At 56.9% G+C, this 25,911-nt stretch carries 28 protein-coding genes and 1 riboswitch; of the genes, 15 read left to right on the top strand and 13 right to left on the bottom strand.

Annotation, left to right across the window (positions count from 1 at the left end; all coding sequences use genetic code 11):
• Window positions 1-68 precede the first annotated feature (68 nt).
• The 8 genes from metK to miaB form a co-directional block, all read right to left on the bottom strand.
• Window positions 69-1,250, bottom strand: coding sequence for a methionine adenosyltransferase (metK, locus tag BSK21_RS12155; RefSeq protein ID WP_067550805.1), 1,182 nt, complete (start codon window positions 1,248-1,250; stop codon window positions 69-71).
• Window positions 1,251-1,255: 5 nt separating this feature from the next.
• Window positions 1,256-1,304: riboswitch (SAM-SAH riboswitch) on the bottom strand.
• 34 nt (window positions 1,305-1,338) lie between these two features.
• The gene (gene lnt / locus BSK21_RS12160; protein ID WP_082959451.1) at window positions 1,339-2,787 is read right to left on the bottom strand and encodes an apolipoprotein N-acyltransferase; all 1,449 of its coding nucleotides are present in this window, start codon (window positions 2,785-2,787) and stop codon (window positions 1,339-1,341) included.
• Window positions 2,788-2,790: 3 nt separating this feature from the next.
• Window positions 2,791-3,678, bottom strand: a complete 888-nt coding sequence (locus BSK21_RS12165) for a transporter associated domain-containing protein (protein WP_067550806.1) — start codon at window positions 3,676-3,678, stop codon at window positions 2,791-2,793.
• A 39-nt stretch (window positions 3,679-3,717) separates the two neighbouring features.
• Complete coding sequence (ybeY, locus tag BSK21_RS12170; RefSeq protein WP_067550807.1) at window positions 3,718-4,221, bottom strand: rRNA maturation RNase YbeY; 504 nt, start codon at window positions 4,219-4,221, stop codon at window positions 3,718-3,720.
• Window positions 4,222-4,282: 61 nt separating this feature from the next.
• Window positions 4,283-5,281, bottom strand: coding sequence for a PhoH family protein (locus BSK21_RS12175; protein ID WP_067550808.1), 999 nt, complete (start codon window positions 5,279-5,281; stop codon window positions 4,283-4,285).
• A 147-nt stretch (window positions 5,282-5,428) separates the two neighbouring features.
• The gene (locus tag BSK21_RS12180; RefSeq protein WP_067550898.1) at window positions 5,429-5,770 is read right to left on the bottom strand and encodes a hypothetical protein; all 342 of its coding nucleotides are present in this window, start codon (window positions 5,768-5,770) and stop codon (window positions 5,429-5,431) included.
• 12 nt (window positions 5,771-5,782) lie between these two features.
• Window positions 5,783-6,280: an OmpA family protein gene (locus tag BSK21_RS12185; protein ID WP_231924817.1), complete on the bottom strand. Its 498-nt coding sequence runs from the start codon at window positions 6,278-6,280 to the stop codon at window positions 5,783-5,785.
• Window positions 6,281-6,577: 297 nt separating this feature from the next.
• Window positions 6,578-7,885, bottom strand: coding sequence for a tRNA (N6-isopentenyl adenosine(37)-C2)-methylthiotransferase MiaB (gene miaB / locus BSK21_RS12190; protein ID WP_067550809.1), 1,308 nt, complete (start codon window positions 7,883-7,885; stop codon window positions 6,578-6,580).
• Between the two features lie 118 nt (window positions 7,886-8,003).
• Between miaB and BSK21_RS12195 the strand changes: the two genes are divergently transcribed.
• Window positions 8,004-8,873: a glycosyltransferase family 2 protein gene (locus BSK21_RS12195; RefSeq protein ID WP_067550810.1), complete on the top strand. Its 870-nt coding sequence runs from the start codon at window positions 8,004-8,006 to the stop codon at window positions 8,871-8,873.
• Window positions 8,874-8,877: 4 nt separating this feature from the next.
• Here the strand turns inward: BSK21_RS12195 and irrA are convergent, their stop codons facing one another.
• A complete protein-coding gene (gene irrA, locus BSK21_RS12200; protein ID WP_067550811.1) occupies window positions 8,878-9,294 on the bottom strand; it encodes an iron response transcriptional regulator IrrA in 417 nt (138 codons plus the stop codon).
• 165 nt (window positions 9,295-9,459) lie between these two features.
• On the opposite strand from irrA, the gene fabA reads away from it, so the two are divergent.
• Genes fabA through BSK21_RS12220 form a run of 4 tightly spaced genes read left to right on the top strand, consistent with a single transcriptional unit; the run spans window position 9,460 to window position 12,818 of the window.
• Window positions 9,460-9,969 (top strand): bifunctional 3-hydroxydecanoyl-ACP dehydratase/trans-2-decenoyl-ACP isomerase, encoded by a 510-nt coding sequence (gene fabA / locus BSK21_RS12205; protein ID WP_067550812.1) that lies wholly within the window; start codon window positions 9,460-9,462, stop codon window positions 9,967-9,969.
• Window positions 9,970-10,007: 38 nt separating this feature from the next.
• The gene (fabB, locus tag BSK21_RS12210; RefSeq protein ID WP_067550813.1) at window positions 10,008-11,237 is read left to right on the top strand and encodes a beta-ketoacyl-ACP synthase I; all 1,230 of its coding nucleotides are present in this window, start codon (window positions 10,008-10,010) and stop codon (window positions 11,235-11,237) included.
• A gap of 12 nt (window positions 11,238-11,249) precedes the next feature.
• Complete coding sequence (locus tag BSK21_RS12215) at window positions 11,250-12,038, top strand: enoyl-ACP reductase (RefSeq protein ID WP_067550814.1); 789 nt, start codon at window positions 11,250-11,252, stop codon at window positions 12,036-12,038.
• 3 nt (window positions 12,039-12,041) lie between these two features.
• Window positions 12,042-12,818, top strand: a complete 777-nt coding sequence (locus BSK21_RS12220) for a hypothetical protein (protein WP_067550815.1) — start codon at window positions 12,042-12,044, stop codon at window positions 12,816-12,818.
• Here the strand turns inward: BSK21_RS12220 and BSK21_RS12225 are convergent.
• Window positions 12,815-13,249, bottom strand: coding sequence for a peptidylprolyl isomerase (locus BSK21_RS12225; RefSeq protein WP_067550816.1), 435 nt, complete (start codon window positions 13,247-13,249; stop codon window positions 12,815-12,817). The two genes, BSK21_RS12220 and BSK21_RS12225, sit on opposite strands and share 4 nt — an antisense overlap.
• A gap of 162 nt (window positions 13,250-13,411) precedes the next feature.
• Here BSK21_RS12225 and BSK21_RS12230 point away from each other — a divergent pair, with 162 nt between their 5' ends.
• The 5 genes from BSK21_RS12230 (at window position 13,412) to BSK21_RS12250 (ending at window position 17,744) form a co-directional block, all read left to right on the top strand.
• Window positions 13,412-14,086, top strand: a complete 675-nt coding sequence (locus BSK21_RS12230) for a haloacid dehalogenase type II (RefSeq protein ID WP_067550817.1) — start codon at window positions 13,412-13,414, stop codon at window positions 14,084-14,086.
• Window positions 14,086-14,916, top strand: a complete 831-nt coding sequence (locus BSK21_RS12235) for an alpha/beta fold hydrolase (protein ID WP_067550818.1) — start codon at window positions 14,086-14,088, stop codon at window positions 14,914-14,916. Before BSK21_RS12230 ends, BSK21_RS12235 begins: the two co-directional genes overlap by 1 nt.
• Window positions 14,917-14,989: 73 nt before the next feature.
• Entirely contained in the window at window positions 14,990-15,793 is an 804-nt protein-coding gene (gene pcaD / locus BSK21_RS12240) for a 3-oxoadipate enol-lactonase (RefSeq protein ID WP_067550819.1), read from the top strand.
• Window positions 15,790-16,509 (top strand): hypothetical protein, encoded by a 720-nt coding sequence (locus tag BSK21_RS12245; protein WP_067550820.1) that lies wholly within the window; start codon window positions 15,790-15,792, stop codon window positions 16,507-16,509. The genes pcaD and BSK21_RS12245 overlap by 4 nt, the downstream gene beginning before the upstream one ends.
• A 41-nt stretch (window positions 16,510-16,550) precedes the next feature.
• Window positions 16,551-17,744 carry a TCR/Tet family MFS transporter gene (locus tag BSK21_RS12250; RefSeq protein ID WP_067550821.1) on the top strand — a complete coding sequence of 398 codons (1,194 nt, stop codon included), beginning with the start codon at window positions 16,551-16,553 and terminating at the stop codon, window positions 17,742-17,744.
• Here BSK21_RS12250 and BSK21_RS12255 read toward each other — a convergent pair.
• Complete coding sequence (locus BSK21_RS12255; protein ID WP_067550822.1) at window positions 17,738-17,923, bottom strand: hypothetical protein; 186 nt, start codon at window positions 17,921-17,923, stop codon at window positions 17,738-17,740. The genes BSK21_RS12250 and BSK21_RS12255 overlap by 7 nt on opposite strands.
• A gap of 61 nt (window positions 17,924-17,984) precedes the next feature.
• Entirely contained in the window at window positions 17,985-19,640 is a 1,656-nt protein-coding gene (ettA, locus tag BSK21_RS12260; protein ID WP_067550823.1) for an energy-dependent translational throttle protein EttA, read from the bottom strand.
• Window positions 19,641-19,773: 133 nt separating this feature from the next.
• On the opposite strand from ettA, the gene mgrA reads away from it, so the two are divergent.
• From mgrA to dacB, 3 genes are read left to right on the top strand one after another with little or no spacing between them, the layout of a single operon-like run.
• Complete coding sequence (mgrA, locus tag BSK21_RS12265; RefSeq protein WP_067550824.1) at window positions 19,774-20,802, top strand: L-glyceraldehyde 3-phosphate reductase; 1,029 nt, start codon at window positions 19,774-19,776, stop codon at window positions 20,800-20,802.
• Between the two features lie 47 nt (window positions 20,803-20,849).
• Entirely contained in the window at window positions 20,850-21,467 is a 618-nt protein-coding gene (locus BSK21_RS12270; protein WP_067550825.1) for a nicotinate-nucleotide adenylyltransferase, read from the top strand.
• The gene (gene dacB / locus BSK21_RS12275) at window positions 21,464-22,951 is read left to right on the top strand and encodes a D-alanyl-D-alanine carboxypeptidase/D-alanyl-D-alanine-endopeptidase (RefSeq protein WP_067550826.1); all 1,488 of its coding nucleotides are present in this window, start codon (window positions 21,464-21,466) and stop codon (window positions 22,949-22,951) included. Before BSK21_RS12270 ends, dacB begins: the two co-directional genes overlap by 4 nt.
• On the opposite strand, the gene BSK21_RS12280 is transcribed toward dacB, so the two are convergent.
• Window positions 22,948-23,367, bottom strand: coding sequence for a tellurite resistance TerB family protein (locus BSK21_RS12280; RefSeq protein WP_067550901.1), 420 nt, complete (start codon window positions 23,365-23,367; stop codon window positions 22,948-22,950). The two genes, dacB and BSK21_RS12280, sit on opposite strands and share 4 nt — an antisense overlap.
• Window positions 23,368-23,480: 113 nt before the next feature.
• Here BSK21_RS12280 and BSK21_RS12285 point away from each other — a divergent pair, with 113 nt between their 5' ends.
• Window positions 23,481-25,058 carry a lysine--tRNA ligase gene (locus BSK21_RS12285; RefSeq protein ID WP_067550907.1) on the top strand — a complete coding sequence of 526 codons (1,578 nt, stop codon included), beginning with the start codon at window positions 23,481-23,483 and terminating at the stop codon, window positions 25,056-25,058.
• 39 nt (window positions 25,059-25,097) lie between these two features.
• On the top strand, window positions 25,098-25,826 hold the full coding sequence (locus BSK21_RS12290; RefSeq protein WP_067550827.1) for a DUF4336 domain-containing protein: 729 nt from the start codon (window positions 25,098-25,100) through the stop codon (window positions 25,824-25,826).
• The last annotated feature ends 85 nt before the right edge of the window (window positions 25,827-25,911 follow it).

Here is a 25,911-nt window from a genome sequence, read left to right on the forward strand (position 1 = left end):
GCAACTCCGTGCTCTGCGCGCAATAAACCAAAAAGAAAGGCGACCCGAAGGCCGCCTTTTTCGTTGGATCAAACCGCTTTCTTGAGCGTTTCGACCAGATCGGTACGTTCCCAAGAGAACCCGCCCTCCGCATCTGGCGCACGACCAAAGTGGCCGTAAGCTGCCGTGCGAGCATAAATCGGTTTATTCAGACCCAAATGGGTCCGGATGCCCCGCGGGGTCAGGTCCATCGCCTGCGCAACTGCACGTTCAATTGCTGCCTCATCTACAGTGTTGGTGCCATAGGTGTTGGCATAGATCGACAAGGGCTTGGCCACGCCGATCGCGTAGGACAGCTGGATTGTACATTTGTCAGCCAGACCCGCAGCAACAACGTTCTTTGCCAGATAGCGCGAAGCATATGCAGCCGAGCGGTCAACCTTGGTCGGATCTTTACCAGAAAACGCGCCACCACCATGCGGAGCCGCGCCGCCGTATGTATCGACGATGATCTTACGCCCCGTCAAACCAGCATCCCCATCAGGCCCGCCAATGACGAATTTACCTGTTGGGTTGATCCACCACTCGGTCGCGTCGGTCAGCCAGCCTTCGGGCAGCACTTCGCGGATGTAGGGTTCAACGATTGCACGCACGTCATTGGAAGACAGCGATTCATCAAGGTGTTGCGTCGACAGAACCAGAGAGGTCACACCAACAGGTTTACCGTCACGATACTGGATCGAAAGCTGTGACTTCGCATCCGGACCAAGCTTGGGCTCGGTGCCGTTCTTGCGCACCTCGGCCAAACGGCGCAGGATTGCATGTGCGTATTGGATCGGTGCGGGCATAAGTGCTTCGGTTTCGTTGGTTGCGTAACCGAACATAATACCCTGATCGCCTGCGCCCTCTTCCTTATCTTCAGTAGCATCAACACCCTGAGCGATATGCGCGGATTGTTCATGAAGAAGGTTGGTGATCTCGACCGTGTTCCAATGGAATTTGTCTTGTTCGTAGCCAATGTCTTTGATCGCACCGCGGACAAGGTCCGGAACTGCGTTCATGTATTCAGTCAGTTTGGACTGATCAGAGAGGCCAACTTCGCCACCGATAACAACCCGATTGGTCGTGGCAAAGGTTTCACAAGCAACGCGGGCCTCAGGCTCTTCAGCCAGAAATGCATCAAGAATGGTGTCCGAGATACGGTCGCAAACCTTATCCGGATGACCTTCGGAAACGGATTCCGAAGTGAAAATGTAGTCGTTACGTGACATTGAAGTGCTCCGTTAGGGTGAACCCGCCACGCCAGGAAGCCGTTGTGGGGGCATAATGGAGGACGGCTAATCCCCAGCGTGTTTTAGGTCAACCGGATATTAATCGGCGTCGTATTGCTACGGCTGAGCATGACAAAAGGATCACTATTACAAACGGCCAAGACCCAAATCGGGCAAAAAAAGTCTCCTCGCGAGCTTCGGGAAGCAGTGCATCGACATAGCCGACCGTTTCAAACGGCAGCGATGTGGTGACAGCACCGCGCGCATCGATCATCGCCGTGAGCCCCGTGTTGCCCACGCGCACCATCGGCAAACCCTGTTCGATAGCGCGAAGACGGGCCTGGGCGAAATGTTGGCGCGGACCAGCATCGGGACCAAACCACGCATCGTTTGTAATAAGGACCAAGGCTCTGGGACGCTCGGCACTGGCGGACATGCTTGGGAAGATCCCCTCGTAGCAGATCAGGGGCACAATACCACCGACCTCTGCCACAGTGATCAGTTCGCCTGATTGCCCTGCAGCATAGGCTGCACCATCCGCTGCCGCCAAACCGTGGATGCCGAAACGGGCCAACAGGTCGCCGAAGGGGATGTATTCACCGAACGGCACTAGATGCCGTTTGTCATAAATTGCATCAACCGCGCCGCCTGCACCAACCATGGCGAGGCTGTTGTAATAAAGGCCTCCCTCTTCGCGGTTCACGCCAAAGATCACAGGGGTATCGTTCGACGCATCCGCGATGTCGGTCAAGATGGGGCCAGAGTAATTCAGCAAATACGGGATCGCAGTTTCCGGCCAAACCACCAGATCGACAGGCGGCTCAGCCTCGGTTGCCGCGATCATACGGCGGTAAAATGCCTCTGCACGTTCAGGGATCCACTTTTCATCCTGCGGCGCGCTTGGCTGCACCAATCGGACCACTGGGCCATTACTGATTTGGGGTTCGGGCGAATAGGGAAAAGCAGGTAACATCAACGCCGCACAGACAGGAACAATCGCCCACCTATACCGCTTCGTGGCCGCCGCAACCGCTGCCAAGACGATAGTCAAAACTGACAGCCCCTCTGCCCCGATATAGGACATCAAAGGTGAGCTGATGGTGTCGAGGTATCCTTGGCCAAATTGCACCCATGGAAACCCCGTGAACAAATGCGCGCGCGCCAATTCCGCGAGGATTAGGCCCAGCGCCCATGCGGCCATCCCCCGCCCAATCCGAAAGGCAATCCAGACGCCCGCAGCCCAAAACGCAGCAAGTCCCGCGGGCAACAACACAGCCGCAAACGGCGCCATCCAAGAATAGAGGTCAGCCTCAACATAGAACGGGTTTACAATCCATGTGAGCGTCAGCCCGAAATACCCGACCCCAACCAGCCACGCACGTCCCGCCGCTGCCCGCGGGTCTAGCCCCTGCGAAAGCAGCGCGAACAGAACCAGCGCGGGTAAGATCGCGACAGGGAGCGCGACTGGCTCTTGTCCCAACGACAGTGCCATCCCTGCGGCCAATGGCAGGCCATAAGCCGACAGGGCACGGTTCAAGGCCTAGTCCTCGGCTTTGGAATGTAGACGCACACGCAGACGTTTGATCCGCCGCGGGTCTGCATCGACAACTTCGAACTCTGGTCCATCAGGGTGTTTAATGACTTCACCACGAGCAGGCACGTGACCCGCGAGCATAAAGACCAGACCACCGAGCGTATCGACCTCTTCGGCATCAATCTCATCATGCGCAGTCAGATCGAGGCCGATCTCTTCTTCGAACTCATCGAGAAGCGTCTTGGCCTGCGCCATGTAGATACCATTACCCGTGCGGGTGAAGGTTTCATCCTCTTCGACGTCATGTTCGTCTTCGATTTCACCTACGACCTGTTCGATCAAATCCTCGATCGTCACGAGACCATCAGTGCCGCCGTATTCGTCGATGACCAAGGCCATGTGAATCCGCTCTGCCTGCATCTTTTGCAACAAAACATGTAACGGCATCGACGGCGGCACATAGAGCAGCGGACGCAACATCTCTTTCACGTCGAACTCTGGTGTATCACCGTTGAAGCCATGCCGCAGGGCAAAGTCCTTGAGGTTCGCAAATCCAAGCGGCGTATCGAGCGTGCCATCATAGACAGGCAAACGGGTCAGGCCGCTTTCACGGAACACCTGAACCAGTTCGTCTTTGCCGATGGCCGCAGAGACGGCAACGATCTCGGCCTTGGGGATGCTCACATCCTCAACGCGCATACGACGCAGGTTCGATAGACCCAATGTGGTGGTCACCGAATGCGTTTTGCTACCGTTAAACTCTGCCTCAGGAAGATCATCAGACGGGCTAAGTGCGCCAATAATACGGCTGAAAAAACCACTACGTTGTTCATCAATTTGGTCCGATTGCGCGCTTTGCGCTGCGATAGAAGGACCCTCGTTGGTGTCGCCCATTGTCTCCAAACCTATGGTCGCGGCGTCAGGGCCCGACCTTCATTCCTCTGAATATGGGTCAGCAATACCCATTTTGCCAAGTATCTCTGTCTCTAATCCCTCCATAAGAGACGCGTCACCCTCTCTTATGTGATCAAAACCCAACAGATGGAGCACGCCATGGACCATCAAATGGGTCGCGTGATGCTCTAGCGACTTCCCCGCCTCATCAGCTTCACGAGCGCAGGTATCGTAGGAAATTGCGATATCACCCAGTTCGATTGCGCCGAATACGTCCTCTTCGGGCGGTTCTGGCAGTTCGCCTTCGACCTCGGCGCCACGCTCGTCGGCAGGCCACGACAGAACATTCGTCGCCTTATCTTTTTCACGGAAATCGGCGTTCAGTTCTTTGATTTTGTCGTCACCACAGCCGAGGATGGACAATTCACATTCGTCGGGATCGATATCCAACCGCTCTAGGACGGCAATCGCAGCGCGCTCTGCAATCGCAGGCAACCCCAGCGCTTCCCAACGGTCGTCGGTGATGTCGATATCAATGTCCACGGGCGTGCCCTCCGGTCAGGTTGGGCGGCGCATAACAGGCCGCCCGCCCCTCTGCCAGAGATTACTTGCGCGAAGCATCCGCATCGTAAGCCTCAATGATCGCAGCCACGAGAGGGTGACGCACCACGTCTTTGGCTGTGAAGTAGTTGAAGCTGATCTTTGGAATGCCCTTCAGAAGACGTTCCGCATCGGCAAGACCCGAGTCCACACCACGCGGAAGGTCGACCTGAGAACGGTCACCCGTGATCACCATGCGTGAACCTTCGCCAAGACGGGTCAGGAACATCTTCATCTGCATCGTGGTCGCGTTCTGCGCCTCGTCCAACACAACAAAGGCATTGGACAGGGTGCGGCCCCGCATAAAGGCAAGCGGCGCGATCTCGATCTTCTTCTCTTCGATCAGTTTGGCTGTCTGTTTCCCCGGAAGGAAATCATCCAGCGCATCGTAAAGAGGCTGCATGTAGGGATCGACCTTGTCCTTCATGTCGCCAGGAAGGAAACCCAGCTTTTCACCCGCTTCCACAGCGGGACGAGACAAGATGATCTTGTCCACGTGCCCCTGAATAAACATGGACACGCCCACAGCAACCGCGAGATAGGTCTTACCCGTGCCGGCTGGTCCGATACCAAACGCGAGTTCGTTTTTGAAAAGGTTCTGGACATAGGCCTTTTGCGCGTCGGTCCGCGGCTCAATCACCTTTTTACGGGTTTTGATCTCAACGGGTCCGCCCTTGAACATCTCCATCTGATCGCCTGCTTGCGGTGCGGTCTCTTTTTCAGAGTTGCCCATGCGAAGTTCGCGATCAATGTCGCCGGCCTCGATGCCACGACCTGTTTCCAAACGAGAATAGAGCGACTGCAGAACCTCTGCGCCCTGTTTCTGCGAGGCCTCTTCACCGATTAGGATCAGGTGATTTCCACGTCGCGCAATCTGTATTCCCAGTCGTTCCTCAATCTTGGCCAGATTTCTGTCGTGCTCTCCACACAGGTCGATGAGCAGAAAGTTATCCGGAAATTCGATGACGAATTCGCTAGCGGGGGTCAAGATATCGACTGGCAATCACGACTCCTTACAACAGGTTGTGTACTTTCATGGTGGCAAGAACTTGGACCTGTGGCAAGCGTCTCATGCGTATGTGACAGCCGAAAGACGAAAAAGGCCGCGGATCTCTCCACGGCCTGTTCATTCTGCACATTCTCTAAACAGTTAGAGAGGATCTGCGATCGGCGAACCATCTTTGAATGGACCAACCGCGTAGTTCGGCGGGGCAACGCCAGAACAGACAGGAAGGCCATCAGGGGTCAAGCGCGGCGACAGGTATCCTTCGACACCGTCATCAATGATCCAGTGGTCACATCCATGCGGGTCGACCCAAATGCCAGCAATCATGTCCGACAGGTGGTGTTTGTTCACGCCGTAGTCGATGCCTTTATCAGCACCGACGCCGCCACGACCCATAAAGCCAGAGCCTTCAAACCCTTCGGCACCAATACAGGCCGAAAGCGAAGCTGCAGCAGCGAGAGCGAACGTTAGTTTAACGAGTTTCATGTCCATCTCTCCTTAGCGCAGGCAGTAAATTTCGACGCGGCGGTTTTGTTGCATACCAGCAGCGGTCGAGTTGTCCGCACGCGGGCTGCGCTCACCAAATCCACGCACATCAACGATGCGAGCACCTGTTTCGGCACCAACGCGAGCAACAGCATTAGCGCGGTTGTTCGACAGACGCATGTTGTACTCGTCAGACGCGCGGCTATCGGTGTGACCGTAGATCAAGAAACCAAAGACACCGTTCTGCATCGATTGGGTAAAGAATTGCTGCAACGACGAACGACCCGCGTTGCTGATCGCATAACGATCGGTTGCGAAAAGCTGGTCTGTCGGCACGACACCGCAAATTTCGCTACGGTGACATACGGCTGAGCCATCGGGACGACGGTTCGCATCCATGTAACCTTCGGCGCCATCATCCATAACCCAGTGCTCACAACCATCTGGGTCAATCCAGATCGTTGGAACGTATTGTTCGCCTTCAATCACACGAGTCGGAAGCTCAATCACTTGAGCGGTTTCCGCAAAAGAAGTGGTCGCGACTGCCGCGAGCCCTAGTACCGCAATCGAAGCGCCCCCGAACGCCTTGACCGCAATCGATCCCAATTTCGTTTTCACAGCTAATGCCCTTTTTGTCCTTGCTCTGAGGTCGAGCAGACAACCTCATAAGCTACGCTATCGTATATAACGACTACCTTAACTGATGTTTTAGCGAAAAAAAGCAAATTTAGTAGAATGCTGTGGCTATAACCACAACAATCAGTGCAATTCAGGTGATTTTAGCTCGAAATCGGCAACAAAACCGACTCAGACGAGGACGCCACCAAGAGAATTCCGGCTGCTTTCGACGATCCGAACGGTCCGAACCTGTCCTTTTACGTCGGCAGGTGCTTCGACATAGACCGCGTGCAGGTAATCGGATTTCCCAATCATCTGCCCCGGCATGCGCCCCGCCTTCTCAAACAGAACTTTAACTTCGCGCCCGACCATTCCATCTTGGGCTGCGCGTTGCTGCTGGGTCAAAAGCGCCTGAAGCTCCTGCAAACGGTCGTCCATCAAATCATCGGGCAACTGCGGTTTCTCTGCAGCGGGTGTGCCCGGGCGGGTGGAGTATTTGAACGAATAGGCCTGTCCGTAGTTCACCTGACGGATCAGATCGAGCGTGTCCTCAAAATCCTGATCCGTTTCACCGGGGAAACCGACGATAAAGTCGCCAGACAACAGCAAATCAGGACGTGCGCCGCGGATACGGTCGATCAGTCGAAAATAATCATCCCGCGTATGTTTGCGGTTCATCGCCTTGAGGATTTTGTCGCTGCCCGACTGCACGGGCAGGTGCAGATAGGGCATCAGCTTTTCACAAGTCGCATGGGCGTTGATCAGTTCGTCATCCATGTCGTTCGGGTGCGACGTCGTAAAGCGAATACGCTCCAGCCCATCGAGGTCAGCAAGTTCCCAGATCAAACCTGCAAGCCCTTTATCGTGGCCGTGGTAGGCATTCACGTTCTGGCCGAGCAGCGTAATTTCACGAACCCCAGCAGCAACCAGATCCGCAGCCTCGCGCAAGATGCGCTCTTTGGGGCGCGAAACCTCTGCCCCACGGGTATAGGGCACCACGCAGAACGCGCAGAATTTATCGCAGCCCTCTTGAACCGTCAGGAACGCGGTCGGACCACGGGTAGCGCGAGGGCGTTTGTTCAGGGTGTCGAATTTGTCTTCTTCGGGGAAATCCGTATCGACCGCACGTTCGCCGCGCTGCACTGCTTTTTCCATCTGCGGCAGTCGGTGGTAGGACTGCGGCCCAACGATCAGGTCCACAACGGGTGCGCGGGCCATGATCTCTTTGCCTTCGGCCTGCGCGACACAGCCAGCAACGCCGATTTTCAGGTCAGGGTTCAAGTCCTTCAGTTCTTTCAGACGGCCCAGTTCTGAATACACCTTCTCCGCCGCCTTTTCGCGGATGTGGCAGGTGTTGAGCAGGATCATGTCCGCCTTATCCGCCGAGTCCACCTGCGTGTAGCCGTTTCCGCCCAGCGCTTCGACCATGCGTTCACTGTCGTAGACGTTCATCTGACAGCCATAGGTTTTGATAAACAGCTTCTTCGGCTCGGTCATGGGCGGCATCCCGTTTTGCAGCGTTGGGGAAAGTCGGCGTTACCTAACCCCTCGCCCTCTGTCTTGCAATGCCGACGGATTTGACAGACCTTACAGGCGAACAATTTAAGACAGGCCCATGCGGTATTCTTCACTAAAAGATTTTCTATCCGACGCCCCCTCCGCGCTCGCCAAAGGGCCAGTTGCTCTAATCATGGTAGAGGACGAAGTCGAAGTGGACAGCAGCGTTCGCCACCATCTCGACCTTGGGTTCAAAAAGGTCGTCCTCTTTGCCGATGCTGATATCGAAGTGTCCCCCAAGGTCGAGGCAAAGACTATTCGCGTCGATCTGGATATGCGCGGCGAACATGCGCTGACGACGGCTGTGAACGCCTGTATTGAGGCCGCGCCGAACGTCTGGATGTATTACTGCTACAACGCAGAATACCTGTTCTACCCCTTCTGCGAGACGCGCACGATCGGCGAAATGCTCGCCTTCCACACGGAAGAACGGCGCGATGCAATGCTGACCTATGTTGTTGATTTATATGCGGGCGATCTGAGTAAGTTCCCGTCCGCTGTGTCGGTCGACGAAGCCATGCTGGACAAAACAGGCTACTATGCGCTCGCCCGTAACGATCCCGCGAACCACAACCACCCTAAAGAACGGCAGTTGGATTTCTACGGCGGTCTACGTTGGCGCTATGAAGAGTTCATCCCCGCCGCTAAACGTCGGATCGACAGGATCGCCATTTTCCGCGCCCAGAAAGGGCTGCGCCTCAATGATGATCACACCTTTAACGTTGCCGAATACAACACCTACGCTTGCCCGTGGCACCACAACCTCACGGCGGCGATCTGCTCATTCCGTACCGCAAAGGCGCTGAAACGGAACCCAGGGTCGACATTCGCCATCAACACCTTTGAATGGCGCAATTCTGTGCCGTTTGATTGGCACTCACGTCAGTTGTTGGATTTCGGGCTGATCGAACCGGGACAGTGGTTCTGATTCTTTAGGACCGACGCAAACGGATCACGACATCCACCGCAGAGATGCGTGCGCCATCAGGGGCGTCTGGCAGTCCTTCGATACGCAGCTGATCCGCAGGCGCATCGGTCAGACGACCGTCGTCTTCCCAGTAGAAATGCGGGTGGTCGGACATATTGGTATCGAAATAGCTGCGCGACCCATCAACGGTGATCTCACGCACCAACCCTGCCTCGCTGAATGCACGCAGGGTGTTATAAACCGTCGCGAGCGATACATCGGCGTCCGCTTTGGTCGCGGCCTCATAGAGCCACTCTGCGGTCACATGCCGATCCATACCGTCACCCACCAAAACAGCCGCCAGCGCCACACGTTGCCGCGTCGGGCGCAACCCCGCCTGAGCGAGCCACTCTGTTCCGCGATTGATCCGGTCATCCAGCATGAAGGTCATCCTTATGTTGAAGGACACAATACAGCGCGGCACCGACTTTTTTCAATCGCAAAGTCAAATTGCCCCGCGACGCCGCTACACTTGCTCTTGTTAACCTCTGGGTGATAGACGAACGTTAATAACGCATCACTATCCCAACAAGGGGGACACATACGCATGGCCCAATACCCGAGCAGCTTTGACCGCGACGATCTGTTAAAATGTGCCCGTGGCGAACTTTTCGGCCCCGGTAATGCGCAGCTGCCGGAACCGCCGATGCTTATGATGGACCGCATCACCGAGATTTCCGAAGACGGTGGTCTGCATGGCAAAGGCCATGTTGTCGCTGAATTCGACATCAAACCAGACCTCTGGTTCTTTGACTGCCACTTCCCGGGCAACCCGATTATGCCGGGCTGCCTTGGCCTTGATGGTCTGTGGCAGCTGACGGGCTTCAACCTCGGTTGGCGTGGCTGGGAAGGTCGCGGTTACGCTCTTGGCGTTGGCGAAGTGAAACTGACAGGCATGGTGCGTCCAGAGCGTAAAATGCTGACCTACAAGGTCGATTTCACAAAAGCAGTGCAAACCCGTCGCCTGACCATGGGTGTCGCTGACGGTATCGTCGAAGCTGACGGTGAAGTGATCTACATTGTTAAAGACATGAAAGTGGCTCTGTCAGCGTCCTAAGACCGACAGAACATCAAAGACTACAAGGGAGGGTGCCTATGCGCCGTGTCGTCGTAACTGGTCTCGGGATCGTTTCACCGATCGGGAACAATGCTGCCGAGGTAGAGGCCTCTCTTCGCGCGGGTAAATCGGGCATCGAAGCCAGCCCCGAAATGGCAGAACGCGGGTTCCGCAGCCAGATCGCAGGCACCGTCAAAATCGACGTGACAGAACACGTTGATAAACGCGCTCTACGCTTTATGGGTCCGGGCGCGGCTTATGCGTACATTTCGATGAAACAAGCGATCGAGGATTCTGGTCTGTCCGAGGATCAAGTGTCCAACACCCGCACTGGCCTCATCGCTGGCTCCGGCGGCCCGTCCACCAGCGCGATGTATGCTGCACATCAGATCGTCGATAACAACGGTTCCCCCAAACGGATCGGGCCCTTCGCTGTACCAAAGTGCATGTCCTCGACCATCTCAGCGAACCTGTCGACCCAGTTCAAGATTAAGGGCATCAACTACTCGATCACTTCGGCCTGTTCGACCTCTCTGCACTGTATCGGCAGCGCAGCAGAACAGATCATGATGGGCAAACAGGACGTTATGTTTGCAGGTGGCGCAGAAGAACTCGACTGGACGCTGTCCTGCTTGTTCGACGCGATGGGCGCGATGTCGTCGAAATACAACGACACACCAACCAAAGCATCCCGCGCATTCGACGCTGGCCGTGACGGTTTCGTCATCGCAGGCGGCGGTGGTATCGTTGTCCTCGAAGAGCTTGAGCACGCGAAAGCACGCGGTGCGAAAATCTACGCTGAGGTCACAGGCTTTGCCGCAACCTCGGACGGTCACGACATGGTTGCCCCGTCGGGTGAAGGCGGCGAACGCGCAATGCGTCTCGCTCTCGAAACCCTGCCCGAAGGCCGCAAAATCAGCTACATCAACGCACACGGCACATCGACCCCCGTCGGTGACGTGGGCGAAGTTCAGGCCGTGCGCCGCGTCTTTGGCGAAGGCACCACACCGCCGATCTCGTCGACCAAATCCATGACGGGTCACAGCCAAGGCGCAACTGGCGCATCCGAAGCGATTTACTGCCTCCTGATGCTTCAGAGCGACTTCATCGCACCCTCGATCAACGTCGAAACGCTCGATCCAGAGTTGAATCCCGCAGAAATAGCGACTTCTCTGGTTGAAAATGCTGGGCTAGACACCATCATGACCAACAGCTTTGGGTTTGGTGGCACGAACGGGTCGATGCTGCTCTCCAAGTTTCGAGACTAAGGACTTTTTCACATGACTATTTCGATGCAGGGCAAACGTGGCTTGATCATGGGCGTTGCCAACGAACGCTCGATCGCTTGGGGTATCGCTAAGGCAATGGCGGACGCAGGCGCAGAACTCGCGTTCTCTTATCAAGGCGAAGCCTTTGGCAAACGCGTGGAACCTCTGGCCGCTTCGGTAGGTTCTGACACCCTCATCGACGTAGATGTGACCAACGACGAAAGCATGGACCTCGCCTTTCAAACGCTGAAAGACAAATGGGGCACCATCGATTTCGTGGTCCACGCGATTGCCTATTCGGACAAGAACGAACTGACAGGTCGTTTCATCAACACCAGCCGCGATAACTTCTGCAACTCGATGGTTATTAGCTGCTATTCGTTCATCGAAGTGTCCAAGCGCGCATCTGAACTGATGCCGAACGGCGGCACGCTGCTGACGCTGACCTACGGCGGTTCCAACCGCGTGACGCCGAACTACAACGTTATGGGCGTTGCAAAGGCTGCACTGGAATCTTCGGTTCGCTATCTGGCAAACGACCTTGGCCCGCAGGGCATCCGCGTGAACGCGGTCTCCCCCGGCCCGATGAAAACGCTCGCGGGTGCGGCCATCGGTGGCGCACGCGCAACGTTCCGCCACACGGAACAGAACGCACCGCTGCGGTCGAACGCAACGCTTGAAGCTGTCGGCGGCACCGCTGTTTACCTCGCATCCGATGCTGGCGCTTACACAACGGGCGAAATCATCCGCGTTGACGGTGGCTTCCACGTTCTCGGGATGCCACAGCAAGACCACCTCTGATCCATGGGATTACTGGCCCTTGCCCTCGGGTTTTGCACCGCCTTTGGGCTGGCAACACGCGGGGGCTGGGCTGGGCTTTCCATTGAGTGGCCCGACCGCAAGTTTTGGGCCTTTGGCGCACTCGCCGCCGCTGCGATCTTCTATTTTTTCGGCCCGTTCTTCGGCCCCTGCCTGATCGCGACCTTCTATTTCCAAGAACTCGGCCACGTCGTCACGCTTCGCTCATTCGGTGTGGGCGCAAAAATCCGCGCCATCCCCGTCTTTGCGAACCCGCCCAAATGGGATTTGCACAAACTGGACCAAGGCAAAGAAGCCTATGTCGCGCTGATGGGGCCTGCCTTCACGGTGCCTGCGGTGTTTCTGTGCCTCGCGATTGCGGCGATGTTGCTGAACACCTCACCGCTGATGGGGAATTACCTCGCGGGGTTTGCAGCGGTCTCTGCGACCTATGGCGCGTTCACGCTGCTACCGTTCTGGCCCTTGGCAGGTGGACGGATCATTCGTGCCGTGTCAGAGACATTCTGGCCAATACTGCCGTTTGTGTTGGGGGGTGCTGCTCTTGCTGTGATCCTGACATTGGCCGCTGGCTTTATGTCATTCACGCTTGGCGCTATCGCTTTTATCGGCATTCGTGGCCTCATGGCTCTTGAACACCCGACGCCACATCAGTCGCCGATGTCCAAAGACGCCGCATGGCTGCTGATCGGGGCGTATCTGGTGGTCACGGCCAGCCTGTATCGGTTCGGCTGGCCGCTTATCGTTCTCGCGTTGGGCCTTTAGGCCGCTTTGATCTCAACCAGTTCGATCGCAAAGATCAGGTCTTTGCCCGCCAGCATGTGGTTCGCATCCAGAACAACCTGCTCTTCGTTTGCATCCACAACGGTCACGGGAACAACCTGACCAGTCGGCGCTTGCATCTGAAGCTGGGTGCCGATCTCGGTCGGGATGTGATCAGGGATTTCCGAACGCGGGATGGCTTGGATCGCATCGGCGCTGGCTTCGCCGTAGGCTTCGGCGCAGGGGACTTCGACGGTTTTCTTGTCGCCGACGGTCATGCCAGGCAGAGCCTTATCCAGACCGGGGATAATCTGACCGGAGCCAACGATGAACTCCAGTGGTTCACGACCTTCGCTACTGTCAAAGGTTTCGCCAGTGGTCAGGGTGCCAGTGTAGTGAATACGAACGGTGTCACCCGATTTTACTTGGGTCATAAAAATCTCCGGTCTGTCAGGGAAAGAATGAAAGAGGCCGCACTCTGCGGGTGCTCTGGGATTCGGAGGCCACCCTAGGGAATGCATGGCTGGATTGCAAACGGCGCCCTTGTTCTTCCTGTCAGAGTTGGTCACTCTGCGCGACAGGATGGAGGACCTACATTGATCAACACCTGTATTTTTGATGCCTATGGCACATTGTTCGACGTCGCTGCCGCAGCACGGGAAGCTGCCGCAGAACCCGGACAAGAGGCGCTGGCGCAAGTCTGGCCTACGCTGGCCGCAAATTGGCGCCGCAAGCAGTTGGAATATTCATGGCTCCGCGCTGTGGCCCGCCAACACGTTGATTTCTGGCAGGTCACAGGTGACGGTCTCGATTGGGCGATGGAGGCTGCGGGCCTCGACGATCCCACCCTCCGCGAACGTCTTTTGGCGCTCTATTGGGAACTGAGCGCCTATCCCGAAGTGCCCAAAATGCTCGCCACGTTAAAAGAGCGTGGGATGAACACCGCAATCCTGTCGAACGGTTCGCCTGCGATGCTGGATGCGGCGGTGACATCGGCTGGCCTGTCGGATCTTCTCGACGATGTTTTGTCGGTCGAAACGGTGGGCGTCTACAAACCCCACGACCTCGTTTACGAAATGGTCGAGAGCCGTTTTGTCTGCGAACGCAACGAAGTTCTCTTTGTCTCATCCAATGGATGGGACGCGGCTGGGGCATCTAAATTTGGCTATCGCACCGCTTGGGTGAACCGCAACGGCGACCCAATGGATCGGCTCTATGCCTCGCCTGAATGGGTACTCACCGACCTCAGCACGATACCGGACCTGATCTGATGCCCTTCTACAGCGCCCCCGATGGAACCCGACTGCATTACCTCGACGAAGGCGAAGGACTGCCCGTCCTCGCGCTGGCAGGCTTAACGCGCAACGCGGCTGATTTTGACCATATCGCACCTCTCCTCGATGGGATTAGGCTCATTCGGCCTGACTATCGCGGTCGGGGCAAATCAGACTGGGCCACGTCGGATACCTATACCGTTCCGCATGAGGCGCAGGACATTCTGGCGCTCATGGATCATCTTGGGCTGGAAAAGGCCGCGATCATCGGCACGTCGCGCGGCGGGATCATCGGGATGGTTCTGGCAGCAACCGCCAAGGATCGACTGCTGGGCGTTGCGCTCAATGATATTGGTCCTGTGATCGACGCCCAAGGGCTGGACATCATCAGCGCCTACGTTGGCCGTAATCCCGCACAAAAAACCTACGAAGAGGCAGCCGAATTCCGCGACCGCAACTGGGTGCATTTCAAGAACGTCCCGATGGAGCGTTGGTTGGCCGAAGTTCGCGCGCATTACGAACAAACCGCCGATGGGCTTGTCATTCGCTATGACCCAAAGTTGCGCGATACCTTCAACGCCGCAGACAACAACGCCCCATCGCTCTGGCCGTTTTTCGACGCGCTCGACGGACTGCCGATTGCGCTGATCCGTGGGATGAACAGCGATTTGCTCTCACTCGAGACAGCTGATGAAATGTCAAAACGTCGCCCAGACATGATCCGCGCCGAGGTGCCAGATCGCGGACACGTGCCGTTTTTGGACGAAGCCGAAGCCATTGAGGCCCTGCGGGCTTGGCTCTCAGCCGTTAAGGACACGCAAGCCTAGCGCCAAGCCTAGGTCTAAAGGTTGCCTTTCGGCAGAACCCGCCGCATGTATCGGGGAAACCGAGGAGGCGACAATGTCCGAACATTTCATCCAACGGGGCGATGTGACCCTCTACGCGCGTGTTGACGGGGTCGATGATCCTGCTGCGCCGACCGTTGTGTTTGCCAATTCTCTCGGCACCAACCTTCACCTGTGGGACGCTGTTCTCCCACTCCTGCCCGAAGGCTTGCGGATCGTGCGGATGGATAAACGCGGGCACGGGAAATCCTCGGCCCCTGATGCGCCCTATACAATGGGTGCGCTGATTTCCGATACAGAGGCCGTCTGTGATGCGTTGAGCGTGCGCGACGCGATGTTCGTTGGCCTGTCGATAGGCGGAATGATTGCCCAAGGCTTGGCAGTCAAACGGTTAGACATTATCCGCACGCTTGTTCTGTCGAATACCGCAGCAAAGATCGGGATGCCGAAACTCTGGCAGGATCGCATTGATACAGTCCGCGCCAAGGGTCTAGAGGCCTTGGTCGATGGGATCATGCAGAAATGGTTTACCCGCGACTTCCGTAATTCGCCGGCCGTGACACCGTGGCGCGATATGGTCTGCGCAACCTCGGTCGAGGGATATTGCGGGTGCTGCGCTGCGATTTCGGGCACGGACTTCTATACGCCCACCAGCGGGCTTCGCTGCCCGACGCTGGGCATCGCGGGGTCCGATGATGGATCAACTCCTGCCGATCTAGTGCGCGAAACCATTGACGTGATCCCTGGATCAAAATTCGAGATCATCCGCAAAGCAGGTCACCTGCCTTGTGTTGAAAAGCCGGAAGAGTATACCGCGCTCCTAACGCAATTCATGAAAGACACGGGCCATATCTCATGACCGCATCCCCCTTTGACAGCGCGATCTGGCGCGACGCCCTTTTTGACCGCGATACGGCTGCGCTCTTTACTGATACGGCCGAAGTACGTGCGATCATGATCGTGCTGGGCACCTTGGCAAAGGTTCGCGGTGAACGGGGTGAGGTTCCTGATATCGCAGCAAAGGCGATCCATCGTGCCTCGCTTGAGCTGCAAATCGATCCGTCAGGTCTGGCCAAAGGTGTCGCCGTTGACGGCGATCCCGTGGCCCCTGTCATCCAGTATTTTCGCGAATTGATGCAGGCGCCAGAATTCGCACCTTACGTTGGCGAAGGTGCGACCATGGCGCAGATCGAGGACACGGCCCAAGCGCTCCGCCTCCGTCAATTCTTGTCGATCATGTCAGAACGTCTTGGTGCGCCCGACACGCTTGCCCCGCTCGCTGCGCGCCTGAAGGTGAGCCATATCGCAGATGCAGATTTGGCAAAGGGTCTGAACCTTGGCCTCGCTGGGGACGATGCCGACACGACCTTTGTCGATTTCGCCGCATGGATGGTCACGACCGCTGAACAGTCAGCCGCCAAATCGCCACTCGCCGCTGCACTGGTTGCCCTGATCACTGGCCTGAACCACAGCCTCCAATCCGCACGCGGCACAGACGCAGAGAGACTGACCCGTCGCATGTGCCTCCCACAAATGGCGCTTGCGCTAGGCAGGTTAAACACACTTGCAAAGTAAACCCGATGGTTTAACTCCTGTCGGGCCAATTGGAGCCTGACATGCGCTTACCTATCGTATTCATCCTGATCACAGTCCTGCTTGATGCGATGGGTATCGGCATCATCATGCCCGTCATGCCTGACCTGATCCAAGAGATCCACGGCGGCGATGTTGGCAACGCCGCGTTTTGGGGCGGCATACTGACCGCCGTCTTTGCTGCGATGCAGTTCCTCTTTGGGCCACTGATCGGCAATATCTCTGACAGTTTTGGCCGCCGTCCCGTCCTGCTGATCGCGCTCGTGATCATGGCGCTGGACTACTTGCTTATGGCAGTGGCCGGGACCATCTGGCTGCTGCTGGTCGGGCGGATTATCGGGGGCATTACAGGTGCAACCCACACCACGGCGGGCGCCTACATGGCCGACATTTCAAAACCCGAAGAAAAAGCTGCGAACTTTGGCCTAATCGGTGCGGCCTTTGGCGTGGGCTTTGTCGTTGGACCGATGATTGGCGGATTCCTCGCGGATCTCGGCACGCGTGCGCCGTTCTATGCTGCGGCCATCTTTGCCGCGGCGAACTTTGTCTTTGGGCTTTTTGTGCTGCCAGAGACCGTTTCAAAAGAAAACCGCCGCAGCTTTGATATCAAACGCGCAAACCCCTTGTCGGCGTTCCGTGCGATTGGGTCATTGCCTGGTCAATCGCCGATGCTTTTGATCATTTTCGTCTTTAGCGTCGCGCATTTCGTCTACCCCGCGATCTGGGCATATTTCGGCAAAGAGAAATTCGGATGGGACCCGACGATGATCGGCCTATCGCTCGCCGCATTCGGTATCTCAATGGCCGTGGTCCAAGCGGTCCTGATCCGCCCAATCCTCCGCATACTCGGGGATCGTAAAACGGTGCTTGCTGGCTTTATAATCGATATTGTCGGCATGCTTCTCGTGGTCTTTGTTGACAACGGTTGGATGGTTCTCGCGTTGACGCCTGTGATGGCGCTCGGTTCTATTTCCGGTCCGACGATCCAAGGCATCATGTCCCGCGCCACCCCCGACAACCAACAAGGCGAATTGCAAGGCGTCGTCCAATCCATCAACGCGGTTGGCATGGCGATCTCTCCTCTGATTATGACGTGGATTTTCTGGGCGTTCACGTCGGGCGGCTGGGGCTACCTCCCCGGTGCTCCGTTCGTTTTGTCAGCTGTTTTGGTTGCTGGATGCGTCGTAATTTTTGTCACGACCAAGGCTGATCACTGATCGTCGGGACCACAATCCTCGCCGGAATGACGAATGATCACAATCGCCGCTGGGATACCCAAACCGATGGCAGCGTAGAGCAATGCAGCTACGCCAATACCAGAGTCGAAGAGCCAAACCGACAGGGCCGCACTGACGGCGCCAAGCGTTGAGAAAAAGAGGATGAGTGCTGCGGCCAAGGCTCTGTTCCTTGAGAATGAAAAAGCCGCAGCGCGGGGCTGCGGCTTTGACTGGATCGTATCAGCGCGAGAACTTTTTGTATTTCAGGCGCTTCGGCTCTAGTGCATCCGCACCGAGACGACGTTTTTTGTCTTCTTCGTAGTCCTCAAAGTTACCTTGGAACCATTCGACATGTGCCTCACCCTCGAACGCGAGGATGTGGGTACAAATACGGTCGAGGAAGAAGCGGTCGTGCGAGATGACAACGGCGCAGCCCGCGAAATCGGTCAGCGCGTCTTCGAGAGCACGAAGAGTTTCCACGTCGAGGTCGTTGGTCGGTTCGTCGAGGAGAAGGACGTTACCGCCTTCTTTGAGCAGACGCGCCATATGAACACGGTTGCGTTCACCGCCCGACAGCAGGCCGACTTTCTTCTGTTGGTCACCGCCTTTGAAGTTGAACGACGAACAATACGCGCGCGAGTTCACTTCGGCATCGCCCAGCGCGATCAGTTCTGCACCGCCCGAGATCGCTTCCCAAACGGTCGCATTCGGGTCGAGGTCGTCACGCGACTGGTCAACGTAGGACAGCTTCACAGTATCACCGAGGGCGATCGACCCCTCGTCCGGCTGTTCCTGACCAGTGAGCATTTTGAACAGAGTCGATTTACCGGCGCCGTTCGGACCGATCACACCGACGATACCACCCGGCGGAAGGTCGAACGACAGGTCTTCGATCAATAGCTTATCGCCCATGGCCTTTTTCAGGCCACTAACCTCGATCACTTTACCACCCAAACGAGGACCGTTCGGGATAACGATCTGGGCGCGACCGACCTTTTCACGCTCTGACTGTTCAGCCAGTTCGTTATAGGCGTTGATACGTGCCTTCTGTTTCGCCTGACGGGCTTTCTGACCCTGACGCATCCATTCAAGTTCGCGTTCCAGCGTTTTCTGTTTGGATTTGTCTTCGCGCGCTTCCTGCTCCAGACGTTTGGCTTTCTGTTCCAGCCAGCTGGAATAGTTGCCCTCGTAGGGGATGCCCTGACCACGGTCGAGTTCGAGAATCCAACCCGTGATATCGTCAAGGAAGTAACGGTCGTGAGTAACGCAGAGGATCGTGCCTTTATACTCGATCAAGTGCTGCTGAAGCCACGCAATAGTTTCTGCGTCGAGGTGGTTGGTCGGTTCGTCGAGCAGAAGCATATCAGGTGCTTCGAGCAGGAGCTTACACAGCGCGACACGACGACGTTCACCGCCCGAAAGGTTTGCAGGCATCGCGTCATCTGGCGGACAGCGTAGAGCTTCCATCGACACGTCCACTTGGCTATCGAGGTCCCAGAGGTTCTGGCTGTCGATCTCGTCCTGCAGACGCGCCATTTCGTCGGCGGTCTCGTCCGAGTAATTCATCGCGAGTTCGTTGTAGCGGTCCAGAATGGCCTTTTTTGCAGCCACACCCAGCATCACGTTGTCACGCACAGACAGCGTTTCATCGAGTTGCGGTTCCTGCGGCAGGTAGCCGACCTTTGCGCCTTCTGCGGCCCATGCCTCGCCCGAGAAATCCTTATCCCAGCCAGCCATGATTTTCAGCAGCGACGATTTACCGGCGCCGTTGACACCGACGACACCGATTTTAACGCCGGGAAGGAAGTTGAGACGGATGTTCTCAAAGACCTTCTTCCCGCCTGGGTAGGTCTTGGACACGCCGTCCATGAAATAGACAAACTGGTAGCTGGCCATTGGGTGATCCTCTGAATCTGGTTTGGCCCTAGATAGCGATCATGGCGACGAGGGGCAATGCGGCGCGGCTTGCAATCCGCTTGCTCAACACCATCTTTCGGATCAAGTTAGCGCCAACACGAGGGAGGATGATATGACATACACACCAGCCGAAGACCGCTATTCGAAAATGGTCTACCGCAAATGCGGGAATTCCGGCCTGAAACTACCTGCGATCTCGCTCGGCCTTTGGCACAATTTCGGGCATGACACACCGCACCAAACAAAGCGCGACATCTGCCAGACGGCGTTCGACCTTGGCATCACGCATTTTGATTTGGCGAACAACTACGGCCCGCCCGCAGGGTCCGCCGAAGAAGCTTTTGGCGAAATCCTAAAGACCGACTTCGCGGGCTATCGCGATGAACTGATCATTTCGTCCAAGGCGGGCTATGACATGTGGCCTGGCCCCTACGGCGAATGGGGAAGCCGCAAGTATCTGATCGCATCTTGTGACCAATCGCTGAAACGAATGGGTCTGGATTACGTCGATATCTTCTATTCGCATCGCTTTGACCCCGAAACCCCGCTAGAAGAAACGATGGGCGCGTTGGAACATATCTGGCGGTCGGGCAAGGCGCTCTATATCGGCATCTCGTCCTACAATTCGCAACGCAGCCGCGAAGCTGCCGCGATCCTCAAGGACATGGGCGTGCCGCTGTTGATCCACCAGCCCAGCTACAACATGCTCAACCGTTGGGTCGAACATGACGGTTTGCTGGATACGCTGGACGACCTCGGGGTTGGGTCGATTGCATTCACTCCGCTGGCCCAAGGGATGCTGACGAACAAATACCTCGGTGGTGTAACCGAAGGCCGCGCAGTTCAGGGCAAGAGCCTCGATCCAAATGTTCTGGACGAACGTGTTCTGAACAACATCCGTAAACTAAACGAAATCGCAGAGGGCCGTGGTCAAACACTCGCCCAAATGGCGATTGCGTGGGTGCTGCGCGGTGGTCGGGTGACAACGGCGTTGATCGGTGCGTCCAAGGCGTCGCAGGTCGTGGATTGCTGTGGCGCAATCGGAAACCTCGACTTCACTGCCGATGAACTGGCGCTGATCGACACCTATGCAAATGAGGAACAGATCAACCTCTGGGCGCGGTCGTCAGAGCTGGAATAACAAACAGCGGCTTTACTTTTCAGCCGCCACACGGTTTCTGGTCAGCCATGGATCAGAGGTTTCCAGTTGCACAAGCCGGTCAGGTGATCGGCCTATTGGGCGGGTCATTCGACCCCGCCCACGAAGGCCATGCCCATATCACCCGAGTGGCCTTGCGCCGTTTTGGACTGGACCGCGTGTGGTGGCTCGTCTCTCCGGGGAACCCGTTGAAAGAGCGCGGCCCAGCGCCCTTGGACCTGCGCATCGAACGTGCCCGCAAGGTCATCAACGACCCGCGTGTGATCGTCACTGGAATCGAAGAGCGGCTCGGTACGCGCTACACCGCCGAAACCATCGCTGCCCTACAAAAACGCTATCGCGGTGTACGGTTCGTTTGGCTGATGGGAGCCGATAACCTGTCACAGTTTGACCGTTGGCAGAACTGGGAACAAATCGCCAATTCGGTGCCTATCGGGGTCGTTGCACGCCCAGAGTATGGCGTTAAGGCGCGAACTTCGAAAATGGCGCGGACGTTCAGGGGGGCGCAACTGGACCCTCGCGCATCAACCGTGCTTGGCTACTATAACGCGCCCGCGTGGTGCTATGTGAACCATCCGCTCTCTCATGCATCGAGCACCGCGATCCGTGATAAGGGAGAATGGGATCACGGCAAGGCAGACGCATGACGGTTCGGCTAACACGCCGCGCCGCAGTGATCGGCCTCTTGTCGTCTAGCGCGTCCATCGCCTTAGCCGGCGCACCTACGCAATCACCCCGCCCGACCGAACGACCAGCTCTTTGGCCACCCGCCCCTCGCCCAGTGACCCGCCCCGAGGTCGAAGACTTGATCGCAAATGCCCGATTGGGCGGCACTACGGGCTTTGTCATAGCTGACGCCCAAACAGGCGAGGTCATCGAACGCGGCTCGGCGCATGTGCCTCTCCCCCCAGCGAGCGTGACGAAAACCCTGACATCGGTTTACGGTCTCGAGGCTCTCGGGCCACATTACCAATTCAGGACCACCCTTCGCGCAGAAGGCACGATCACCGACGGTGTGTTGGATGGCACGCTGATCTTGGCTGGCGGCGGCGATCCGACCTTGGTCACTGATGACCTTGCCGCGATGGCAGAGCAGCTTGCCGCGACGGGGCTGCGTGAGGTGAACGGCGGGTTCGAAGTCTGGAACGGCGCCCTGCCCTACATCAACGAAATTGACCCTGACCAGCTTGACCATCTGGGCTATAACCCTGCGGTTTCAGGGCTGAACCTGAACTTTAACCGCGTCTATTTCGAATGGGCGCGGACGGCTGGGGACTACCGCGTCAGCCTCGACGCCCGAAGCGAGCTTTACCGCCCCGAGGTCCATATGGCACGGATGCGCGTCGTAGATCGTGATCTGCCAGTTTATACGTATGATGCCGACGGATTGGTCGACGACTGGACCGTTGCACGGCGTGCACTGGGGAACGACGGTTCTCGATGGCTCCCCGTGCGGCAACCCGCGCTCTATGCGGGTGACGTATTCCGCAGTTTTGCCAACAGCCACGGCATCACCCTGCCCGCGCCGACAAAACGCAGCCGTGCCCCACGTGGCGCAACGCTCGTCACCCACAGCCGCGAACCGCTGACGTCCGTCGTGCGCGACTGCCTCAAATACTCGACCAACCTTACGGCTGAGGCGATTGGACTGACCGCAAGCGCACGCCTAGCTGGAGAAGTTGAGGACCAACACCGATCCGCCCAACACATGTGCGATTGGATCGCCCAGCGCACCGGGGCACGGATCGCCGCCGAAGATCACTCGGGCCTCGGAAGCGATTCGAAGGTCAGTGCGGCGCAGATGGTGAAGTTCCTGACTGCTGAAGGCGTTGAGGCACAACTGCGCCCCCTTTTAAAGTCCATCCCGCTCAAGGACGAAAACGGTCGTCCGATGGAGACCCCGATCAAGATCGCAGCGAAAACGGGCACGCTGAATTTTGTCTCAACGCTTGCGGGATACATCCACACGGAAACGGGTCGCGAACTGGCATTCGCGATTTTCTCGGCCAACCTCGGGGAACGCATGGCTGCCGAAGGCAGTCTTGACGATGTGCCTGCGGGCGCGGTGGGATGGAACCACCGCGCCAAGGCGTTGCAACAGGTGCTGCTGAAACGTTGGGGCCGCTATTAAATCGTCATATGACGCGCACGCGCACCACGTTCGATTGCCGCGGCGTGAAGACGGTCGATGTCCAGCTCATGGCGGATTTCTTCCAACATACGTGCTTCGGCACCTTCGATCCGACCATCTGCAGCCGCAACATCGCAAGACAACGCATAGGCCGTTTCAAATAGTTTTTCGGGCAATGCATCGCGGATCAGGCCGAACAAAGCGTCCAACCCGTCTTCTTGTTCCAGCAGATCGAACACGGTCTGAGACAGGCGCGGCAGACGGATTTCATCGAATTCTGCGAATACTGGCAAATGGTTGATCATATTGTTGATCCGAACCAATTCCGCTGTGCGGATGTCAGCGTCGCTTGCGGAAACGGCAATCATCAGGGCAACCAGTGCGTCCTGAGCGGTCATTGGGGCGTCTTCGATCATAGTCGTCTCCATCGTGTTACACCCCTTCATTTATTGACGACATGGCGCTGTCGCAATAGGGAGTGCGCTTGAGACCTGCCATGGGGGCGGGCCATAAATCTGAGAGTATCACAATGACCGACGTGCGCGCAGTAGCGATGGAGAGCAAGGCATGGCCCTTTGAAGAAGCCCGCGCCCTACTCAAACGCTATGAAAAGGCGCCGCCGGAAAAGGGATACGTTCTGTTCGAGACAGGCTACGGCCCGTCGGGCCTGCCGCATATCGGCACTTTTGGCGAAGTTCTGCGGACCACGATGATCCGCAACGCGTTCCACCAAATCTCGGACATCCCGACCCGTCTGATCTGTTTCTCAGACGACCTCGACGGGATGCGCAAGGTTCCGACCAACGTCCCCAATCAGGACATGCTCAAAGACCACGAGCAAAAGCCGCTGACCTCTGTGCCCGATCCGTTCGGTGAATTCGAATCTTTCGGCCACCACAACAACGCGATGCTGCGCCGTTTCCTCGATACCTTTGGGTTCGAGTACGAGTTCTACTCGGCAACCGAATTCTACAAGTCGGGCCAGTTCGACGAGGTTCTGAAACGCGCTGTCGATAAATACGACGACATCATGAAAGTGATGCTGGCCTCGCTGCGTGACGAACGTCAGGCGACTTATTCGATCTTCCTGCCGATCCACCCTGAAACGGGCCGCGTTCTTTACGTGCCGATGAAGGAAGTGAACCGCGAAAACTACACGATCACCTTTGACGACGAGACGGGCAAAGAATGGACACTGCCTGTCACGGGCGGCAACGTGAAGCTCCAGTGGAAGCCTGACTTTGGTGCACGCTGGGCTGCACTGGGCGTCGATTTTGAGATGTATGGTAAGGACCACTCCACCAACACCAACATCTACGATCGCATTTCGGAAATCCTCGGCGCGAAAAAGCCAAACCACATGGTGTATGAACTGTTCCTCGATGCGAACGGCGAAAAGATTTCGAAGTCCAAAGGCAACGGTATCTCCATCGACGAATGGCTGACCTATGCGTCGACGGAATCGCTGTCCTACTTCATGTTCCTGAAGCCCAAGACCGCAAAGCGTCTGCACTTTGATGTGATCCCAAAGATGATGGACGAATATCATCAGCAGCTGAACGCCTACCACGGTCAGGATGCCAAAGGTCAGCTGGCGAACCCCGTCTACCACATTCACAACGGCCACGTTCCGCAGTCGAACATGGTCGTTCCGTTCTCCATGCTCCTCAACCTTGCGTCTGTTTCGGGCGCAGAGGACAAGGGCGCGATGTGGGGCTTTATCCAGCGCTACGCACCCGATGCAGGCCCAGAGTCGCACCCCGATCTCGATCAGGCCGCGGGCTTTGCCGTGCGCTACTATCAGGACTTCGTTAAGCCTGAAAAAACCTACCGCGCGCCAAACGATCAAGAGCGTGCCGCCATGGAAGACATGGTCACCCGCCTCAAGGCGTGGGACGGTGGACTAGACGCCGAAGAACTGCAGTCGATGGTCTTTGCCGTTGGTAAGGACCACGAGTTCGAGAACCTCCGCGATTGGTTCAAGGCCCTCTACGAGGTGCTCTTGGGCGCATCCCAAGGTCCGCGTTTCGGTGGTTTCATCGCGCTCTACGGCGTGGAAGAAAGCATCAAGCTGATCGAAGACGGTCTGGCCGGCAACCTCGGCTAACGTCTTGAACCTGTTACGTCATGGGCGCATCATTCGCCCATGACGACAGGTTACGAACCCCTCAACACGCTCAAGCCGATTGGACCGGACATCTGGATTGCAGATGGTCCGCATATTTCATTTTACGGCCTCCCCTTCCCGACCCGAATGACGGTCGTGCGATTGGACGATGGCGGCCTGTGGGTTCACTCCCCAATCAAGCCCGATGACAAACTCATCGCACAGATCAACAAAATCGGCCCCGTGCGGCATTTAATCGGGCCGAACTGGATTCACTACGCCTCGCTCCACGATTGGAAAACGCGCTATCCAGCGGCACTGGTTTGGGTTGCACCTGGGGTTGAGGCGCGCGCCGCAAAACATAACGTGCCGCTGACCGTCGACGAACACCTTATCGACACGGCACCCGATGCGTGGGCAGGCCAGCTAGACCAGATGATCGTGCGTGGCAGCAAAATCCACCACGAGGCCGTATTTTATCACGCACATTCGAAAACGCTGATCCTCACCGATTTGATCGAGAATTTTGAACGTCGCACCCTACCGTGGTGGATGCGTATTCTTACCAAGTTCGCCCGCATTCAGCATCCTGACGGGCAGATGCCGATCGATATGCGCCAGACTTTTAACGGACATCGTGAGCAACTGCGGAAAGCGGTTGAGCAGATGATAGCGTGGGGACCGGAACGGGTCATCCTTGCCCACGGGCATTGGTATCAGCGTGACGGCGTGGCCGAACTGAAACGTGCGTTTCGGTTCCTCTTCTAGGCGCAGGGGCACCGTCACGGTGCTCTAAGCAGATGTTCAAACTGACCTGATATTTCTAGCGCAAAGCTGGAATGAAAGAGGTCAT

Origin of the sequence: Marivivens sp. JLT3646, from assembly GCF_001908835.1 — a bacterium.
Taxonomy (GTDB): Bacteria; Pseudomonadota; Alphaproteobacteria; order Rhodobacterales; family Rhodobacteraceae; genus Marivivens; species Marivivens geojensis.

Excerpts from the sequence above, each read along its gene's own strand:
- metK (WP_067550805.1), bottom strand. The coding sequence starts at position 1,250 with ATGTCACGTAACGACTACATTTTCACTTCGGAATCCGTTTCCGAAGGT.
- BSK21_RS12165 (WP_067550806.1), bottom strand. The coding sequence starts at position 3,678 with ATGGGCGACACCAACGAGGGTCCTTCTATCGCAGCGCAAAGCGCGCAA.
- BSK21_RS12180 (WP_067550898.1), bottom strand. The coding sequence starts at position 5,770 with ATGAAACTCGTTAAACTAACGTTCGCTCTCGCTGCTGCAGCTTCGCTT.
- miaB (WP_067550809.1), bottom strand. The coding sequence starts at position 7,885 with ATGACCGAGCCGAAGAAGCTGTTTATCAAAACCTATGGCTGTCAGATG.
- BSK21_RS12195 (WP_067550810.1), top strand. The coding sequence starts at position 8,004 with ATGCGGTATTCTTCACTAAAAGATTTTCTATCCGACGCCCCCTCCGCG.
- irrA (WP_067550811.1), bottom strand. The coding sequence starts at position 9,294 with ATGCTGGATGACCGGATCAATCGCGGAACAGAGTGGCTCGCTCAGGCG.
- fabA (WP_067550812.1), top strand. The coding sequence starts at position 9,460 with ATGGCCCAATACCCGAGCAGCTTTGACCGCGACGATCTGTTAAAATGT.
- fabB (WP_067550813.1), top strand. The coding sequence starts at position 10,008 with ATGCGCCGTGTCGTCGTAACTGGTCTCGGGATCGTTTCACCGATCGGG.
- BSK21_RS12215 (WP_067550814.1), top strand. The coding sequence starts at position 11,250 with ATGACTATTTCGATGCAGGGCAAACGTGGCTTGATCATGGGCGTTGCC.
- BSK21_RS12220 (WP_067550815.1), top strand. The coding sequence starts at position 12,042 with ATGGGATTACTGGCCCTTGCCCTCGGGTTTTGCACCGCCTTTGGGCTG.
- BSK21_RS12225 (WP_067550816.1), bottom strand. The coding sequence starts at position 13,249 with ATGACCCAAGTAAAATCGGGTGACACCGTTCGTATTCACTACACTGGC.
- BSK21_RS12235 (WP_067550818.1), top strand. The coding sequence starts at position 14,086 with ATGCCCTTCTACAGCGCCCCCGATGGAACCCGACTGCATTACCTCGAC.
- pcaD (WP_067550819.1), top strand. The coding sequence starts at position 14,990 with ATGTCCGAACATTTCATCCAACGGGGCGATGTGACCCTCTACGCGCGT.
- BSK21_RS12245 (WP_067550820.1), top strand. The coding sequence starts at position 15,790 with ATGACCGCATCCCCCTTTGACAGCGCGATCTGGCGCGACGCCCTTTTT.
- BSK21_RS12250 (WP_067550821.1), top strand. The coding sequence starts at position 16,551 with ATGCGCTTACCTATCGTATTCATCCTGATCACAGTCCTGCTTGATGCG.
- ettA (WP_067550823.1), bottom strand. The coding sequence starts at position 19,640 with ATGGCCAGCTACCAGTTTGTCTATTTCATGGACGGCGTGTCCAAGACC.
- mgrA (WP_067550824.1), top strand. The coding sequence starts at position 19,774 with ATGACATACACACCAGCCGAAGACCGCTATTCGAAAATGGTCTACCGC.
- BSK21_RS12270 (WP_067550825.1), top strand. The coding sequence starts at position 20,850 with ATGGATCAGAGGTTTCCAGTTGCACAAGCCGGTCAGGTGATCGGCCTA.
- dacB (WP_067550826.1), top strand. The coding sequence starts at position 21,464 with ATGACGGTTCGGCTAACACGCCGCGCCGCAGTGATCGGCCTCTTGTCG.
- BSK21_RS12280 (WP_067550901.1), bottom strand. The coding sequence starts at position 23,367 with ATGATCGAAGACGCCCCAATGACCGCTCAGGACGCACTGGTTGCCCTG.
- BSK21_RS12285 (WP_067550907.1), top strand. The coding sequence starts at position 23,481 with ATGACCGACGTGCGCGCAGTAGCGATGGAGAGCAAGGCATGGCCCTTT.
- BSK21_RS12290 (WP_067550827.1), top strand. The coding sequence starts at position 25,098 with ATGACGACAGGTTACGAACCCCTCAACACGCTCAAGCCGATTGGACCG.